The organism is Pseudomonas sp. DE0010, assembly GCF_007680745.1.
In the GTDB taxonomy this organism is placed as follows: domain Bacteria; phylum Pseudomonadota; class Gammaproteobacteria; order Pseudomonadales; family Pseudomonadaceae; genus Aquipseudomonas; species Aquipseudomonas parafulva_B.
Genome location: NZ_VEJQ01000003.1, coordinates 178,274 through 193,968, shown reverse-complemented (window position 1 = coordinate 193,968; position 15,695 = coordinate 178,274). Strand labels below are relative to the sequence as shown.

The following is a 15,695-nucleotide window of genomic DNA, read 5'->3' as shown; positions in this document are numbered from 1 at the left end:
GCCCACGTTGCAAAAATGCAGGTCGGTTAGGCCATATCGCGCCTGGCGTCTGGGTGCAGGGCATCCATACTCAGCGTTCGCCCTTCAAGAACAACAACATCGGGTCAACTCACCATGAGCTATCAGCACAGTTACGCCCAATCCATTGCCGACCCCGCCGCCTTCTGGGCAGAGCAGGCGCGCTCGGTGGCTTGGTACCGCGAACCCACCGTAGTCCTCGAGAACAATGCCGATGGCACTCACCAGTGGTTCCCTGACGCAAGCTTGAACAGTTGCTACCTGGCTCTGGATCATCAGATCGAGCAGGGTCGGGGAGATCAGCTGGCGCTGATTTACGATTCCCCGGTGACCGGCACACAGCAGACATTCTCCTACCTTCAGCTTCGCGAAGAGGTCGCGCGGTTGGCCGGCTTGCTGCGCCAGCTTGGAGTACAAAAGGGCGATGGCGTCATCATCTACATGCCGATGGTGCCCCAGGCCGCCATGGCCATGTTGGCCTGCGCGCGCATTGGTGCTGTTCACTCGGTGGTATTCGGCGGGTTTGCGGCCAATGAGCTGGCGTTGCGCATCGATGACGCGCGCCCGGTGTTGCTGCTGACCGCTTCCTGTGGGCTGGAGTTCGAGCGGGTCATCGAGTACAAGCCATTGGTTGATCGCGCCCTGGCGCTGGCCCGCCACCGCCCGCGCAACGTATTGGTCTGGCAGCGGCCCCAGGCGCAAGCGCCATTGCAGGCAGGGCGAGACCTGGATTGGGCTCAGGCCGTAGTCGATGCGCAGCCAGTGGCACCTGTTGAACTGGGTGCGGCAGACCCGCTGTACATCATGTACACCTCAGGTACCACCGGCAAACCCAAAGGCATCGTTCGCGAGAATGGCGGCAATGCCGTCGCGCTGAACTATGCCATGCGCACCGTCTACGGCATGCAGCCAGGCGATGTCTGGTGGGGCATCTCCGACGTGGGCTGGGTGGTGGGGCACTCCTTGATCGTGTATGGGCCGCTGATGTGCGGCTGCACGAGTGTATTTTACGAAGGCAAGCCCATCCGCACGCCGGATGCTTCTGCCTACTGGCGGGTGGTGGAGCAGTACAAGGTCAATGCGCTGTTCTGTGCGCCCACTGCCATGCGTGCCATCCGCAAGGAGGACCCTGACGCCGAACTGCTACGCAAGCATGACCTGAGTTCGTTGCGCCAGTTGTTCCTGGCAGGCGAAAAACTCGATTCCAGTACCCATCAATGGCTGGAGCGGGTAAGCGGCAAGCCGGTGCATGATCATTGGTGGCAGACCGAGACCGGCTGGCCGGTGACTGCGCCCTGCGTGGGCCTCGAGGGTAGCGCAGCAAGAGCAGGGTCGAGCAATCGCGCGGTGCCCGGGTACCATGTGCAGGTGCTCGATGACGACGGCCATCTGGTCGGGCCCAATCACCAGGGCGCAATCGTCATCGCACTGCCGTTGCCGCCAGGCTGCAGCCAGACGTTGTGGGGTGATCACCCGCGCTATGTCCAGGCTTACTTAAGTACGTACCCCGGCTACTACCACACAGGTGACGGCGGTTATCTGGATGAGGACGGGTTCGTCTACATCATGGGTCGCACAGATGATGTGATCAATGTTTCCGGACATCGTCTTTCCACGGGCGAGATGGAGGATCTGGTCGCGCGTCATCCTGCTGTCGCCGAGTGCGCAGTGATCGGCGTTCACGATGACATAAAAGGGCAGGTGCCACTCGCGTTGGTGGTGCTCAAGGACGGTGCCGGCATTGTGGAATCGCAGTTGCTCGTCGATCTTGTGGCCAGCGTACGGGAAGAGATTGGCGCATTGGCCTGCTTCAATCAGGTCCGGCTGGTCAAGCGTCTGCCCAAGACCCGATCAGGCAAGATTCTGCGCGCGGTACTGCGCAAGATCGCCGACGGCCAAGCGTACACGCCTCCCTCTACAGTGGACGATCCGGCAGTCCTCCAAGAAATCGAAGCGGTGCTCTCAGGGCTTGCGAGGGCGAGCTAAGACGGCTAGTCCGGCCCCGCTCAGCTTTCGGCGCCTGCGGGGCCCACTTGCTGTAGCTGGCCCAGGCGACTACGCGTGCGCATCAGGTCTGCAAGCGATCCCTCAAGACTTTCTGCCAGCGGGCGCGAGCCAATGAGAGTCAGTTGTCGATCCTGGTCGTAGAGCACGTCGACCACGTTGACGAAACGCTGCTGGGCAGCGAGCGAGCATGCCCCCAGGTCGCCCAGGCCTTCGATGATCCAGTGGGAGTATTGCCGGGCCAGTGCCAGGTAATCGATCACGGCTGTGGGCTGCTCGCACAGGTCTTCGAAAGTGAACCTGATCTGGTTGCCCTCAGCGCCCTGCAGGCGTAGCGGACGATTGTTGACCATGAGGGTATCGCCTTGGGCCGTCGGCATGTGCAGGGACTGGCGCTGCATATCGGTACCGGGCCAGATGTAACGGCCCTGCGTGAAGCGTTGCAGTGCACGGTTAGCCGGCAGGCTACGAAAGTCCGTTTCACCGCCGACTTCCTTGATGACCATGCAGTGGTTGATCAGGTCGATCACAGGCTGGAATCGCTGGTGGTAAAGCGGATTAGGCAACAGCCCTTCAGGTGCGTAGTTGCTGGTCAGCACCAGCAATGTGCCCCGTGCGAACAGGGCCTCGAATAACCGCGTCAACAGCATGGCATCCCCAATGTCATGCACATGAAATTCATCGAAACACAGGATGTCGTTCTGTCCGATCAATTCGTCGAGCGTGATGCCGATGGCGTCACCACTTGCCTGGTGACGATGCACGCCCTGATGCAAGCGGGCGAAGAAATCATGGAAGTGCCAGCGCAGCTTGGCTGGGCTGGGCACCCACTGGAAGAAGCCATCGAGTAACCAGCTTTTACCACGACCGACCGGGCCGTGCAGGTACACGCCCGTAGCGTGCCCCGCTCTGTGCTGTTCAACCTGCTGCGACATGCAGGTGATGGCCTGCCGTTGACTCTCGCTGAGCGTAAAGCCGCATCGGCGGGCCTTGTCATCGAAAGCGGCAGCCAAGTCATTGCTGGGCGCTGCTGCACAGTGACTAAAGCGCTTGCCAAGGTGGCGCAGCGGGGCAGGTATCCAGGCGGGCAAAGGCTCGTTTCCTTGTAACAGACGGTAGCGAGAATCTTGCACTAGCCTTGGCTGTATGACCAATCGAGAAAGTGACCGCCAGTGATCACTTGCTGCGATAGGTCACAGCACCCGGGCACCTTATGCCTTGGGTTGCAGTTGACGCTCGATCATGTACTTCACGGTCAACCGGCGCTCCTTGAGACGACGAAGGTCTTCGTCCTCGAAATTGCCTGCCGAGATGGATTCGGCCGCCAGCACCTGGTTGTCGATGTCGACATATTCGTCGAGCAAGCGGTCCAGGGTTTTATCGGTCTGACGACGTTGTTGAACGATTTCACGAGGGTAGTGCAGGTCTTGATACAGATCGTGTGAAACAGGCATGGCATCCTCCATGGGCATGACGGTGGCGATAACCATTGGAATGAAGGTTTGCGATTGCGTTGACGAGAACGGGCAGGAATGCGACGAACGGTAGTGCCGCATTGTTGCTGACGACTAACTCGCTGTTTTTTGGTAATTTTTTTAACAGAGGGCTTCCCAAGCTCCAACATTGTTGATAAAGTGCCGCGCATTCCAAGACAACAACGCGTTGTCAGTTACTTGGGGTTGTCAGAGCAGCTTCAGCTGCATCCGATACAGGGGCGTCGCCAAGCGGTAAGGCAGCAGGTTTTGATCCTGCCATGCGTTGGTTCGAATCCAGCCGCCCCTGCCATTTTCTACATTTCTATTTTCAGTGCATGGGCAGCCAGCGCTGAATTCGTCGTTTCTGAGATTCGCGATTTTCCGGCAGATTGCCTTTGATCGAGAGGCGCATCCTGCAAAACGCCTCTTCTCAAAAGCCGTCCATGGCGGATCCTCAACCTATGCGTCAGCTCGCTGTACCCAGCATCTCGTTCAGTGCCCTGGCAAGTTCGTCAGCTTGTACCGGCTTTTGAATGACCAGGCTATCGGGCAAGTCCAGCCCTTGGAGCTCCGCATAACCCGTCAGGAACACCACGCGCAGGTTGGGGTAGCGCTCTCTCGCCGCCATGGCCAGCTGAGCGCCATTGAACTCAGGCATGGCGAAGTCGGTGAGAAGCAAGTCGATATCATCGTCCAGCAGGGCCAGTGCCTGCTCCCCGCTGTGTGCCTGGCGAACCTGATACCCATATTGACGCAGGACATCGCCTAGCATGTCGCGTACCAGATGGTCGTCATCCACCAGCAGCACATTACGGTTGTAGCCGCTCTCGGTGATGGTATGGGTCAATGGCAGCGGTTCCGGTTCGCTCACGACCTGATCCTTCACCGCAGGCAAATAGACGGCCACTTCGGTGCCTCTACCCGGTGCGGTATCAATGCGCACCCCGCCGCCCGACTGCTTGGCAAACCCGAAGACCTGCGCCAGGCCCAGGCCGGAGCCTTTGCCGATGTCCTTGGTGGTGAAGAACGGTTCGAAGACCTTGGCCAGTACCTCCTCGCTCATGCCGCACCCCGTGTCGCGGATGCTCATCATGACGTACTCGCCAGGGTCTGGATCTTCCGGGCGGCGTGGCAAGTCATCGATGCGCGTGTTGCGCGTGGACAAAGTCAGTTGCCCGCCCTCCGGCATGGCGTCGCGGGCGTTGATCGCCAGGTTCAGGATGATCATCTCGGTCTGGGTCGGGTCCGTAAGCGCCTGCCAGAGTGATTTGTCCAGATCCAGGCGTACAGAGACATTGCCGCCCAGGGTGCGGCGTAGCAGTTCTTCGAGTCCATCAAGCGTGCGGTTCAGGTTCAGCGGCACGGGTTCGAGCCGTTGGCGCCTGGAAAATGCCAGCAATTGCGAGGTCAGCTTGGCTCCTCGTTCACCCGCTTCCCTGATGTGAGTAAGCCTGGTTCGTGCCTTCTCGACATCGGCTTTCACCAGGTCGCGCTCCAGAAAGCTCGCCCCAGTCAGGATCACGGTCAGCAAATTGTTGAAGTCGTGGGCCACGCCCGCGGTAAGCTGGCCCACAGCCTCCAGACGCTGCATCTGTTGCAGGGCGGCCTCGATTCGCTCACGCTCGCTGATTTGTTCGCGCAAGCGGGCATTGGCCTCGGCCAAACCCATTGCCGTTTCACGCTCACTGGTAATGTCCCGCGCGACCACATAGAGCAGGGTGTCTTCGGGTACCACAACCCACGACAGCCAACGCTGCTGGCCGCCTGCGTGAAGAATCCGGCCGACAAACCGCGCGCTGGTGCGCCCATGGGCCAGGGACGCCAGTTCGGTCAGCAGCAGTTCCTGATCCGCCTCCGGCAGCAGGTGCAGCAGCGAAGACTGACTCAGGCGTTCCCGCGACAGGCCCAGACTGGCTTCCCAGGCTGGGTTTAGCGCCACCGGAGTCAGGTCGTGGTTGAGCACGGCCAGCAGGTCCTGGGAGAGCTCCCAGGCACGGTCGCGCTCGCGGGTACGTCGCTCGACACGCTCGCCGAGCATTTCGTTGAGTTGGCGCAATGCCTGGGTGGCCACGCGCTGGGTGTGAATATCCTGAAGAACGCCGGAAAAACGTACGCACTTGCCGTCGACGAACTGGCTCTGGCCACTGCTCAGCACCCACCGGGGCTCCTGGCCATCGGGCGGCACGATGCGAAACTCCGCGCGATAGTTGCCGCCACTTTCCGGGAGCATGGCCTGGTCGACAGCTTTGCGAACCATCTCTACGTCGTCTGGATAGATGCCAGCGTAGAACACCTCCAGGCTCATCTCGGTGTCCAGTGGCAGGCCGAACAATGCCTTGCAGCGTTCATCCCACGCCAGCAATCCCTCTTGGGGCCTCAAGTCCCAGGTCCCCATGCCCGCAGCGGTGATAGCAATGCGCGCGCGTGCCTCCACCTCCGCCAAGGCCTCTTCGGCGCGGCGTCTGCGCTGGCGCTCCTGCACCTCGGTGAGCGCACGGCGCACCGCCTTGGGCAACAACGGCAGGTTTTTCTTGAGCACGTAATCGGTGGCGCCCAGGCGGATCATCTCTACCGCATGTTCCTCTCCGTAGATGCCGGAGAGGAAAATGAAGGGCACATCAGGGGCCAGGCGCTGGGCGATCGAGAGCACTTCGGTGCCGGATGAACCAGGCAGTACGCAATCACACAGGATCAGGTCATAGCGCCCTTGGCGAAGGGCATGCTCGACGCCGTTGTGATCGAAGACAAGGTGAGACTGGATGCGCAGACCGCTGCGCTCAAGGCGCATCAGGGTGAGCTCGGCGTCCATCGAGCTGTCTTCGACCATCAGTAGGTTCAGCGGGGTAGACTGCATCGTGGTGCAGGCCTCAGTTGCCGCGACGGTTCAGGCGCAACGAGCCGGGTGGAGGCTCGTTGAGTACCGCCCAGAAGATGCCCAGGTCGGAAATGGCGGCAACGAATTCCTTGAACTCGACGGGTTTGACCACATAGGCGTTGACGCCCAGTTCGTAGGCGCGCAGCAGGTCGGGTTCTTCGCGGGACGAGGTCAGCATCACGGTCGGAATACTGCGCAGCTCCGGGGACGCACGCAGCGCCTTCAGTACCTCCAGCCCATCGACTTTCGGCAGCTTGAGGTCGAGCAAGATCACGGCAGGGTTGCCGTCGTCGCGGTCGGCGTAGGCCTCGCGGCGCAACAGGTAATCCAGGGCATCTGCGCCGTCGCGCAGCACGATGACTTCGTTGGCCAACTGGCTGCGCTCCAAGGCCAGGAGCGTCAGCTCCAGGTCCCGAGGGTTGTCCTCGACCAGCAGGATGGGTTTTAGCATGATAGGTGCGGTACCTCAGTGTGTCGCGGATGGGCGCGGTAAAGTGAAATGAAAACTGGCGCCTTTGTCGATCTGGCCTTCGGCCCAGACACGGCCATCGTGCCTTTCAATAATGCGGCGAACACTGGCAAGGCCAATGCCCGTGCCTTCGAAATCCTCCATGCGATGCAAGCGCTGGAAGACGCCGAACAGCTTGCTGGCATACGCCATGTCGAAGCCCACGCCATTGTCCCGGATACAGACCTCGGTCTCGGTTGGGTGCTGCACTGCTGTGATCTCGATGCGGGCAGGTGTCCGTCCACGGGTGTATTTGATGGCATTTGCCACCAGGTTGTTCAATGCCAGGTTGATAAATGCCGGGTCGCCATAGGCCCGGGGCAGCGGCGCGATGTCCCAGATGATCTCACGCCCGGCGTAGTCGGGTGCCAGTTCAGCGCGAATGGCTTCGACCAGAGCGTTGAGGTCCACTTCCGACATGCGCAGGGCAGAGCGGCCCATGTGCGAGAAATGTAGCAAATTGTCGACCAGGTTGCCGGCAAAATGCGCCGCTTCGCCGATGTGTTGCAAGAACCTCTTGCCCCGTTCACTCAAACCGGCGCCTTCCATTTCGCCGAGCAACTCTGTATAGCCCGCAATATGGCGCAGGGGCGCACGCAGGTCGTGGGAAACACTGTACGAGAATGCCTCGAGCTCCTTGTTGGAGCGGCGCAATTCGTTGGCCATCTGCGCCAGTTCTTCAGCCTTGCGCAGCACGATACCCAGGACCGCATTGCGCAACTCCATTACGCCCTCGATGACCAACGGGTCCCAGGGTGCACAGTAACCGTGCAGTTGCTCCTGCCAGCTTTCGAAACTATGGCGAGGCGCGAGGTTGCCCAGCGGTGCCACTTCCTTGGTAGGCTGCCCGGCCCATTGTACGCTGCGCACCTGCTCGGGGCGGAACCACAGCAGGTAGTGCGAGTGGATTTTAGAGATGGCCACTGCCAATACGCCGCCGGCATGCTCGGCAAGTTCGGGCAGCTCGCTGACGTCACGGCGTACATTATCCGTCTGGAAAACATCTTCACCTTGGCGCGCCAGCCAATGGACCAGCGCATTGACCTGTGCCTCTGGCGGGGTGATTCCGACCAGCTCGCAATGCTCGGCAGAAATGATCGCAGCGCCTTGAGCACCTGCAAACGCCAGGAGCACATCGGGCAACGTACGCAGGCCTTCGCTGACACTGTCGTGGTCGGCCATGGAAGAAATCATCCGCACGATGTACCGCCGCAATTCCAGTAACTGTTGAGTGCTGGCATGGGCTTCACGGGATTCGATCTGCAGGGACAGGACGCTGGCCAGCAGTTCACAAGCGGTACGTGTGCGCAAGGCCACCGATCGCGGTTGTGCGTGATGGCACGAAATGAGTCCCCACAGTTTGCCATCCACCACGATGGACAAGGACATCGATGCCAGCGTGCCCATGTTGCGCATGTATTGCAGGTGTACGGGCGATACGCTACGCAGGCTCGTGAAGCTCATGTCCAGGGGGTTGCCAGTGATCGGGTTGAGTGGCGGTACCAAGGGTGACGGCTGATAGTTGGCATCTTCGATGACGCGGATGCGGTTGACCCGATAGAGCTCACGCGCCTGGCGCGGTATGTCCGAGGCAGGGAAGCACAGGCCCAGGAAACTTGGATAACCTGCGTCGGCAACCTCGGCCAATACCTCACCATTGCCGTCGGCATCGAAGCGATAGGCCTTGACCCGTCCGAAGCCGGTCACGCGCTTGAGCTGTACAACCGTCTGCTGCAGCAATTCCTCCAGGCTACCCGCTAGGTGCAGGCTGCTGACAAAGGTGCGCACCAATGGGTAGTAGTCACCTTGAGCAGTCAGGTCCTCGGGCACTCTGAGCGGCTCGAACTCGACGATCAGCACCTGGTCGTGCCGGTGCGCCAGCAGATGGAGCTCCTCCCGGCAAGATGCCCTGTCGTGCAAGCGCACATCACCGATATGAAAAGGAAAGACCTCGTCCTCCGGCAGCCTCGCCAAGTGCTGGCGCAGGTCGAAGCCGGCCTGGACGATTTCGCCGAAGCTGCAACCGAGCACCGATTCGGCGGGCGCTCCCAGCCACTGCACGATGTTGTCACTTGCCTGCAGGACCTGCAGATGCTCCGGATCGAGCACCAGAACAAAACCGTGAGGCTGAACGCTACCCGGCACTTGAATGGGCTCTTGAGCGCAGCGTTCGATCGCCTGTGCAAGTGTTCGGTCGGTGGTCATCGAAGAAAACGCTCCTGTCATTTGGGACCCTGCAAGCCGCACGAGTCTGGGGCAGGATGATGGTGATACACCCTATCAGAATATCGCTTCGCCTGCCGTGCTTTGGCCGTTGAAACCCACCTTGCATGAAGGCTGATTCGCGCTGTCCAGGTCTTGCCATGGCCGTTACTGCTTTTTTGCTAATACCAAAAAACAGGCGTGTCGGCCGGTTCGAAGGTGAGCCCGCTGCTAGGCTTGAAACGAGTGTTGAATGGCAGGGACGCTAACGTGAACAATCGCTTGTTTGCCGCGCTTGTGGGCCTGCTGCCAGTTGGCGGTGCCCTGGCGGCAGATTTTCTGGTCGAAGTGAGGGTATTGGTGGAGCGCGGCTGCATGCTCGTCAACCCTGCCCGGGAGGCGGGAGCACAGGCGCTGGGGCGCATCGACTTTGGTGCAGTGTCACGATTGGATGGCCCGCAAGCACCTCGAAGTGGAACGCTGTTGGGGCCTTCTGTGCCGCGGCTGGAGTGCAACCCGGACACGCCCTATCAGGTACGCGTGGACGCTGGCCAGCATGGTGGGAGCGGGGCGGTGCGGTTCCTGGCCATGTCAGGCTCCAGCGCCAGGCCCATTCCCTACCGGTTATTCCGCGATGCGGCCGGACGCCAGCCGTTGATGGTCGATGAGCCGCAATCATCACGGGTGCCTGGCAGCGGCTGGGTCGACCTGCCGTTGTACGCGAGGCTGGACAAGCTGGCCTGGGTCCCTGAAGCAGGGCGGTATGGCGACATGCTCAAAGTGACGGTCACCTGGTAGGTCAACCCATGCACAAGGACGTGAGGCCATGAACCGATCCTCGATGCTGCTGCTGACCCTGAGTCCCTTGCTCGTACCGGGCGGCGCGGCGCACGGCACCAGCACCGGTTTCATCCAGGCGCAACTGATCATCAGTGCTGCTTGCCAGATCAGCAGCGATGAAACGCAACCGGCGACACTGGCCAACCCTGGATTGATGGATTTCGGTGCCCGAGGCCCCAATTGGGACGAGCCCGTGCGCAGTCGGGTGGATGACGTCGGCACCCAGGGCAGCTTGCAGATCAGCTGCACGCCTGAAGTGCGTGCGTTCAAGGTGAGCATCAATGCGGGCATGAACGGCGACGACGGGATACGCCGCCTGAGCAATGGGCGCGAGTTGATCCCTTACCAACTGGCCGTCGATCCTGCCGGCCGCAGCCACTATCCAGTCGGGCAGGCTCGGCCCTTCGTCATCAGCAGCACCCGGCAGATGCCCATTCCCATATATGGCGTGCTGGTCGCACAGCCCCGTGCGCTACCCGCTGGCCTGTATCGCGACACCCTCAGAGTGACCCTGGACTGGTAACCCATCAAGGAGATATCGATGCGAACCCACCTCTCACGCTGCATCCTCGCCGGGCTGGGCATGGCGCTGGCGTCCCAGGCGCCGGCAGCCACCGTCACCGGTACCATCAACTCGACACTGACCCTGATTGCGGCTTGCCAGGTCAACGGCAGCTCAGGCACCTCGGGCCTGAATTTCGGCAGCCTGAACTTCGGTACCCAGGATGCCTTGTTCGGTACGGCCAACGCGCAGGTGCTCGGCGGCAGCGGCGGGGCGCTGAGTGTGCTGTGTTCAGCGGGCACGGTGCCGGCCATTCGGGTACGCGCAGGCGCCCACGATGGTCAGTCCACCGGGGGCACCCGTGCTCTGGCAGACGGCGCCGGCAATTTCGTTCCCTATGACTTCTATACCGATGCGGGGCGCACGCAGTTGCTGGCCATCGACGGCACGATCACGTTGCCGACCAGCACCGGGGTTGCGCAAACCGTCAACCTCTATGGGCAGGCACGTGGCAAGGCAGGTCTGCCCGCGGGGGTCTATACCGACACCGTCGCCGTCGAGCTGTCGTTCTGAGGCATGCGCGTTTGGCGTGCAGGGAGCGTTGCCGGGTGCATGCTGATGCTGGCTGGCCCCCTGGGTGCGGCCACCACCAGTACCTTCGCGGTAAATGCGCAAGTTGTCGCCGGTTGCCTGGTCATAGGGGGCGCCACGCAGTACGGCACCCTGAACTACGGCACGCAGTCAGCCTTGTCCACGGCCGTGCTGAATACGGCATTGGGCGGTTCGAGCGTGACGCTGCAGTGCACGCCGGGGGTAGTGCTGAGCATGAGCCTGGATGCTGGCCAGAACGCGAACGCAGGCGTGCGCAACCTCAAGCGTACGGGAGGCACGCAGGTAGTGCCCTACCAGTTGTACCAGGATGCTGCGTTGGCGCAGGGCATAGGCATTGGGCAAAACGTGAACGTGAGTTATGCCGACCCTGCAGCGGTAAGGCTGCCAGTCTACGGAAGGCTCCAACTACCCGGAACGGTGCCTGCCGGCACCTACACCGACGTAGTCCAAGTGACATTGACCTGGTGACCGGTCGATTCGCCAACATACCGTCCAGGGAGGGCTATATGAGAGAACGCAGCAAATGGATCCGAGCCTTGTTGCTGATGTGCAGCGTGGCTGGCCAGCCGGTGTTAGCCGCCACGTCGGTACTGATCTGGCCCATTGACCCTGTGCTGGAAGCGGGACAGAAGGCAGGGGCGCTGTGGCTGGAAAATCGCGGGACCGCGGCGGCAAGCCTTCAAGTGCGTGTATTTGCCTGGCGTCAGGGCCGCTTCGAGGAGCAGTTCAGCGCACAACGTGAAATCATCGGCAGCCCGCCGGTGGCCACTATCGCACCCGGTCAGAAGCAACTCATTCGCCTGACGCGCACAGGTGCGGCACCCGCCGGTCAGGAACAGGCCTACCGCATCATCATCGACGAAATTCCCCCCGCAGTGCCCGTGGACAAGGCAGAGGCCGGGACCACGGCCGCGATCCGCCTGCAGATGCGCTACTCGGTGCCGCTATTCGTCTACGGGGAAGGCCTGTGGGGCCGCCCGGACCCGAACGGCGAGCGCAACGAGCAAGGTGTAGGCAAGCCCCAGCTGACCTGGCAGCCGGTGATGGTACAGGGCAAGCCGTACATCGAGTTGCGAAACACTGGCCCTGTGCATGCACGCCTGACGGATGTGGTGGTGCAGCAAGGCAACCAGGCCAAACCTGTTGCAGAAGGGCTACTGGGCTATGTACTGCCCGGGGCCAGCATGCGCTGGCCGGCCCCGCTGGCCGTGGGGGCCGGTGGAATACTCAAAGGTCGGATCAACGGCCAGGGTGAGGCGGCCGTCATCAACCAGGGTCGATAAGTTACAGGCAAGTGATAGGGCCAGGGAGGGCCCGGCAATGGTCAGGACCGATGCGTGAAGAGGTTCGCAACGAAGCGCCTGGGGTGCCTGGGGCTGGCACTGGCCGGTTCTACCCTGGTGCTGGCGGACGACCTGCCGCCACCGCCAACCGAGCTTTCGGCGGTTGCCGATGCCACCTTGTACCTGGACCTCACGGTGAACCAGATGCCAAAGGCTGAATTGGTGCCGGTGCAGCAAAGGGCCGGGCGCCTTTACATAGAAAGTGACGTGCTGCGCGCAGCAGGCCTTGCGTTGCCCGGCGACCCCTTGGGCGACGTAGCCCTGGACGCCGTTGCTGGAATGCATGCCGAATACGACAGCCAGAACCAGCAACTGCGGCTGGATGTGCCCCCAGGCTGGTTGCCGGACCAGCAAGTCGGTGAGCGCACGCTTTACCCACCTACCGATGCGCGCAGCAGCTTCGGTGCCTTGTTCAACTATGACCTGTACCTGAACGATACCGATGACAGCGGCACCTATCTCGCCGCCTGGAATGAGCTACGCGTGTTCGACAGCTGGGGGACCGTATCCAGCACTGGCCAGTTGCGGCGCTCGTTCAACGGCGTTACGCGCAGTGGCACCGGTGATGGATTCCTGCGTTACGACACCACCTGGCGCTTCACCGACGAGCAACGGATGCTGACCGTCGAGGCCGGTGACCTGATCACCGCCGCATTGCCCTGGAGTAGCTCAGTGCGCCTGGGCGGGCTGCAGCTATCCAGGGATTTTGCCGCCCGGCCAGACCTTGTGACCTACCCGTTGCCCGCCTTTGCAGGCGAAGCAGCCGTGCCAACGTCCCTTGAGCTTTTCATCAATGGTTACCGGACCAGCACCACCGAGTTGCAGCCTGGCCCCTATACCCTGACCAACGTCCCTTTCATAAACGGTGCCGGCGAGGCAGTGGTGGTGACCACCGACACCCTGGGCAGGCAAGTGTCCACGACCCTGCCGTTCTATGTGACCAGCAGCCTGTTGCAAAAAGGGTTGACCGACTATGCGGTGGCAGCCGGCAGTCTCAGGCGTGACTACGGGGTGCGCGACTTCGGATACGGCCCGGGCGTGGCCTCGGCCAGCCTGCGCCACGGCCTGAGCGATACCTTCACGCTGGAGGCCCATGCGCAAACGGCCGAGTCCCTGATGCTCGGGGGCCTGGGGACGAACATGCGCCTAGGGCAGTTCGGGGTGCTCAATGCTGCACTTGCCCAAAGCCGTTTGGAAGGCAACCAAGGTCAGCAAACCGCCCTGGGTTACCAATACAACAGTCAACGCCTGGGGTTCAGCTACCAGCGGCTGCAACGCCATGGCGATTACGCTGATCTCACGCGCATCGACCGGCGCGACATGCAGCTGAGCAGGAGCAGTGAGCAGGTGACGCTGAGTTTGAACCTCAACCAGTATGGGAACCTCGGCGCCGGTTATTTCGATGTACGCGCCGGTGACGGCACCCGCACGCGTTTGATCAACCTCAGTTACAGCAGGCCCCTGTGGGGCAACAGCAGTATTTACTTCTCTGCTAACCGAGAGGTGGGTGATCGCCAATGGGCGGCGCAGGCGCAACTGGTGATTCCGTTCGACATGACCGGCACCCTGGCCTTGGGCATCGAACGCAACAAAGACGGCCAGCACCAGCAGCGGGTCAACTACAGCCGGGCGGTTCCGGTGGGCACCGGGGTGGGCTACAACCTCGGGTATGCCACCGGTAGCGATCGCCAGGCTTACCGCCAGGCCGACGCCACCTGGCGCCTGCAGTCGGTCCAGCTGCAGGCGGGTGTCTACGGCAGCAGTGGAGAAATGACCCGGTGGGCTGATGCCAGCGGCTCGATCGTGTGGATGGACGCCGGCCTGTTCGCGGCCAACCGCATCGATGATGCGTTCGTCGTGGTCAGCACCTCTGGCTACGCCGATGTGCCCGTGCGTTACGAAAACCAGCCGGTAGGCCGCACCGATAAACGGGGTCACCTGCTTGTGCCCTACAGCAGTGCCTACTACCGAGGCAAATATGAAATAGACCCGATGGATCTGCCGCCTGACATTCTGGCGCCGCAAGTCGAGCAACGCGTTGCCGTTCGCCGTGGCAGCGGTTATCTGCTCGACTTCGAACTCAAGCAGGTGCAGGCAGCCAGCCTGGAACTGGTGGATGTCAATCAGCGACCGCTGAGCCTGGGCAGCCGCGTCAGACACGTGCAAAGCGGCGCGCAGGCCGTGGTGGGCTGGGATGGTCTGGTCTACCTGGAAAATTTGCAGGCTACTAACCGCTTGCAGGTCGAACTGGCGGGGGGAGGGCAGTGCGAGGTCGACTTCACCCTGCCAGAAAGCACCGGCTCGATCCCACTGATCGGGCCGTTGGTGTGCAAGTGAGCCGCCATCAAGCCTGGCTCTGCGCAGGGCTTCTAGCGCTCTGCGCAGACCCTGCCCTGGCCAAGTGCGCGTCGGTGGCCACCGCGCCCGCTCTGTTTGGCGCCCTCAATTCAACGCAGGTTCGCACCGCCGTGCAGACAGCATCCACGGCGAACGCCGGTTTACAGTGCAATGGCACGGTATTGAGCGTGCTCAGCAACGCCGACTCGTTCAAGCTGACGGTACAGCCGTCCACGGGGGGGTTGCTTGGCCCTACAGGGGATGTCATCCCGTATACGCTCTACGCCGATGCCACCACCAACTTTCCCATCAGCCGCGGTGTTGCATTCGAGTACGGACGCACGGGTATCCTCGACCTGCTGGGCTTGCTCAACGGTACGCCCAAGACTGTACCGTTGTACCTTCGCACCCAGATCGGCAGTAACGTGGCGGCAGGTCTCTATCAGGAGAGCCTCAAGCTGGATTGGACCTGGAACTATTGTGAAGGTATTTCGCTTGGCGGGTTGTGCATCGGGCGGGATACCGGATCAGGCACCCAGTACCTGACCGTCAGCCTGACGGTGACCAATGATTGCCAGATCATTACCCCGAATATCAACTTCGGTTCTGCGCCTGTGGTCAGCGCCTTCGCAACGGTCAACCAGAGCCTGAGCGTTTCCTGTACCAAAGGCAGTGCCTACAGCGTCGGGCTCAGCGATGGGCAGAACGTGCTGAGCGGGCGGCGGCGCATGAAGTCGGCTGCCAACAATTACCTGGCGTACGACATCTACAAGGGCGCAGGCACCGTTCGCTGGGGCGCGAGCGGTAGCGCCAGGCGGGCCAGTGCCGAGGCCGACGTCAACCCGGGCATGGGCACGGGCACTGGCAGTCAGGTATTCAACTACAATGCGCGAGTCTATACCGACCAGGCCACGCCGCCGGCGGCCGGCTACTCGGACAGCGTGGTACTGGACGTCCAGTTCTGAGGGCAGGCACAGGC

At 61.7% G+C, this 15,695-nt stretch carries 13 protein-coding genes and 1 tRNA gene; 9 read left to right on the top strand and 5 right to left on the bottom strand.

Annotated elements, in window-relative coordinates:
• Nucleotides 1-114: 114 nt before the first annotated feature.
• Nucleotides 115-2,004 carry a propionyl-CoA synthetase gene (locus tag FS767_RS03815; RefSeq protein WP_144964249.1) on the top strand — a complete coding sequence of 630 codons (1,890 nt, stop codon included), beginning with the start codon at nt 115-117 and terminating at the stop codon, nt 2,002-2,004.
• A gap of 20 nt (nt 2,005-2,024) precedes the next feature.
• Here FS767_RS03815 and zapE read toward each other — a convergent pair whose 3' ends face one another.
• Together zapE and FS767_RS03805 are read right to left on the bottom strand one after the other, a co-directional pair.
• Nucleotides 2,025-3,113 (bottom strand): cell division protein ZapE, encoded by a 1,089-nt coding sequence (gene zapE / locus FS767_RS03810; protein WP_144964248.1) that lies wholly within the window; start codon nt 3,111-3,113, stop codon nt 2,025-2,027.
• Between the two features lie 120 nt (nt 3,114-3,233).
• A complete protein-coding gene (locus FS767_RS03805) occupies nt 3,234-3,476 on the bottom strand; it encodes a DUF465 domain-containing protein (protein ID WP_144964247.1) in 243 nt (80 codons plus the stop codon).
• A 256-nt stretch (nt 3,477-3,732) separates the two neighbouring features.
• On the opposite strand from FS767_RS03805, the gene FS767_RS03800 reads away from it, so the two are divergent.
• Nucleotides 3,733-3,807: transfer RNA gene (locus FS767_RS03800), tRNA-Gln, on the top strand.
• Nucleotides 3,808-3,963: 156 nt separating this feature from the next.
• Here FS767_RS03800 and FS767_RS03795 read toward each other — a convergent pair.
• Genes FS767_RS03795 through FS767_RS03785 form a run of 3 tightly spaced genes read right to left on the bottom strand, consistent with a single transcriptional unit; the run spans nt 3,964 to nt 9,085 of the window.
• Nucleotides 3,964-6,351, bottom strand: coding sequence for a hybrid sensor histidine kinase/response regulator (locus tag FS767_RS03795; RefSeq protein WP_144964246.1), 2,388 nt, complete (start codon nt 6,349-6,351; stop codon nt 3,964-3,966).
• Between the two features lie 13 nt (nt 6,352-6,364).
• Nucleotides 6,365-6,823 (bottom strand): response regulator, encoded by a 459-nt coding sequence (locus FS767_RS03790; protein WP_027914629.1) that lies wholly within the window; start codon nt 6,821-6,823, stop codon nt 6,365-6,367.
• Between the two features lie 15 nt (nt 6,824-6,838).
• Nucleotides 6,839-9,085, bottom strand: coding sequence for an ATP-binding protein (locus tag FS767_RS03785; protein WP_144964245.1), 2,247 nt, complete (start codon nt 9,083-9,085; stop codon nt 6,839-6,841).
• 267 nt (nt 9,086-9,352) lie between these two features.
• On the opposite strand from FS767_RS03785, the gene FS767_RS03780 reads away from it, so the two are divergent.
• The 7 genes from FS767_RS03780 to FS767_RS03750 all read left to right on the top strand — a co-directional run bounded on the left by FS767_RS03780 (nt 9,353) and on the right by FS767_RS03750 (nt 15,681).
• The gene (locus tag FS767_RS03780) at nt 9,353-9,880 is read left to right on the top strand and encodes a spore coat U domain-containing protein (RefSeq protein ID WP_144964244.1); all 528 of its coding nucleotides are present in this window, start codon (nt 9,353-9,355) and stop codon (nt 9,878-9,880) included.
• A 28-nt stretch (nt 9,881-9,908) separates the two neighbouring features.
• Nucleotides 9,909-10,445, top strand: coding sequence for a spore coat U domain-containing protein (locus FS767_RS03775; RefSeq protein ID WP_144964243.1), 537 nt, complete (start codon nt 9,909-9,911; stop codon nt 10,443-10,445).
• Between the two features lie 18 nt (nt 10,446-10,463).
• On the top strand, nt 10,464-10,997 hold the full coding sequence (locus FS767_RS03770; protein WP_058603835.1) for a spore coat U domain-containing protein: 534 nt from the start codon (nt 10,464-10,466) through the stop codon (nt 10,995-10,997).
• Nucleotides 10,998-11,000: 3 nt separating this feature from the next.
• Nucleotides 11,001-11,504, top strand: a complete 504-nt coding sequence (locus tag FS767_RS03765; protein ID WP_144964242.1) for a spore coat U domain-containing protein — start codon at nt 11,001-11,003, stop codon at nt 11,502-11,504.
• Nucleotides 11,505-11,542: 38 nt separating this feature from the next.
• Entirely contained in the window at nt 11,543-12,319 is a 777-nt protein-coding gene (locus tag FS767_RS03760) for a molecular chaperone (RefSeq protein ID WP_144964241.1), read from the top strand.
• 99 nt (nt 12,320-12,418) lie between these two features.
• Nucleotides 12,419-14,716, top strand: a complete 2,298-nt coding sequence (locus FS767_RS03755; protein WP_144964303.1) for a fimbria/pilus outer membrane usher protein — start codon at nt 12,419-12,421, stop codon at nt 14,714-14,716.
• Entirely contained in the window at nt 14,713-15,681 is a 969-nt protein-coding gene (locus FS767_RS03750; RefSeq protein WP_144964240.1) for a spore coat U domain-containing protein, read from the top strand. The genes FS767_RS03755 and FS767_RS03750 overlap by 4 nt, the downstream gene beginning before the upstream one ends.
• Nucleotides 15,682-15,695 lie beyond the last annotated feature (14 nt).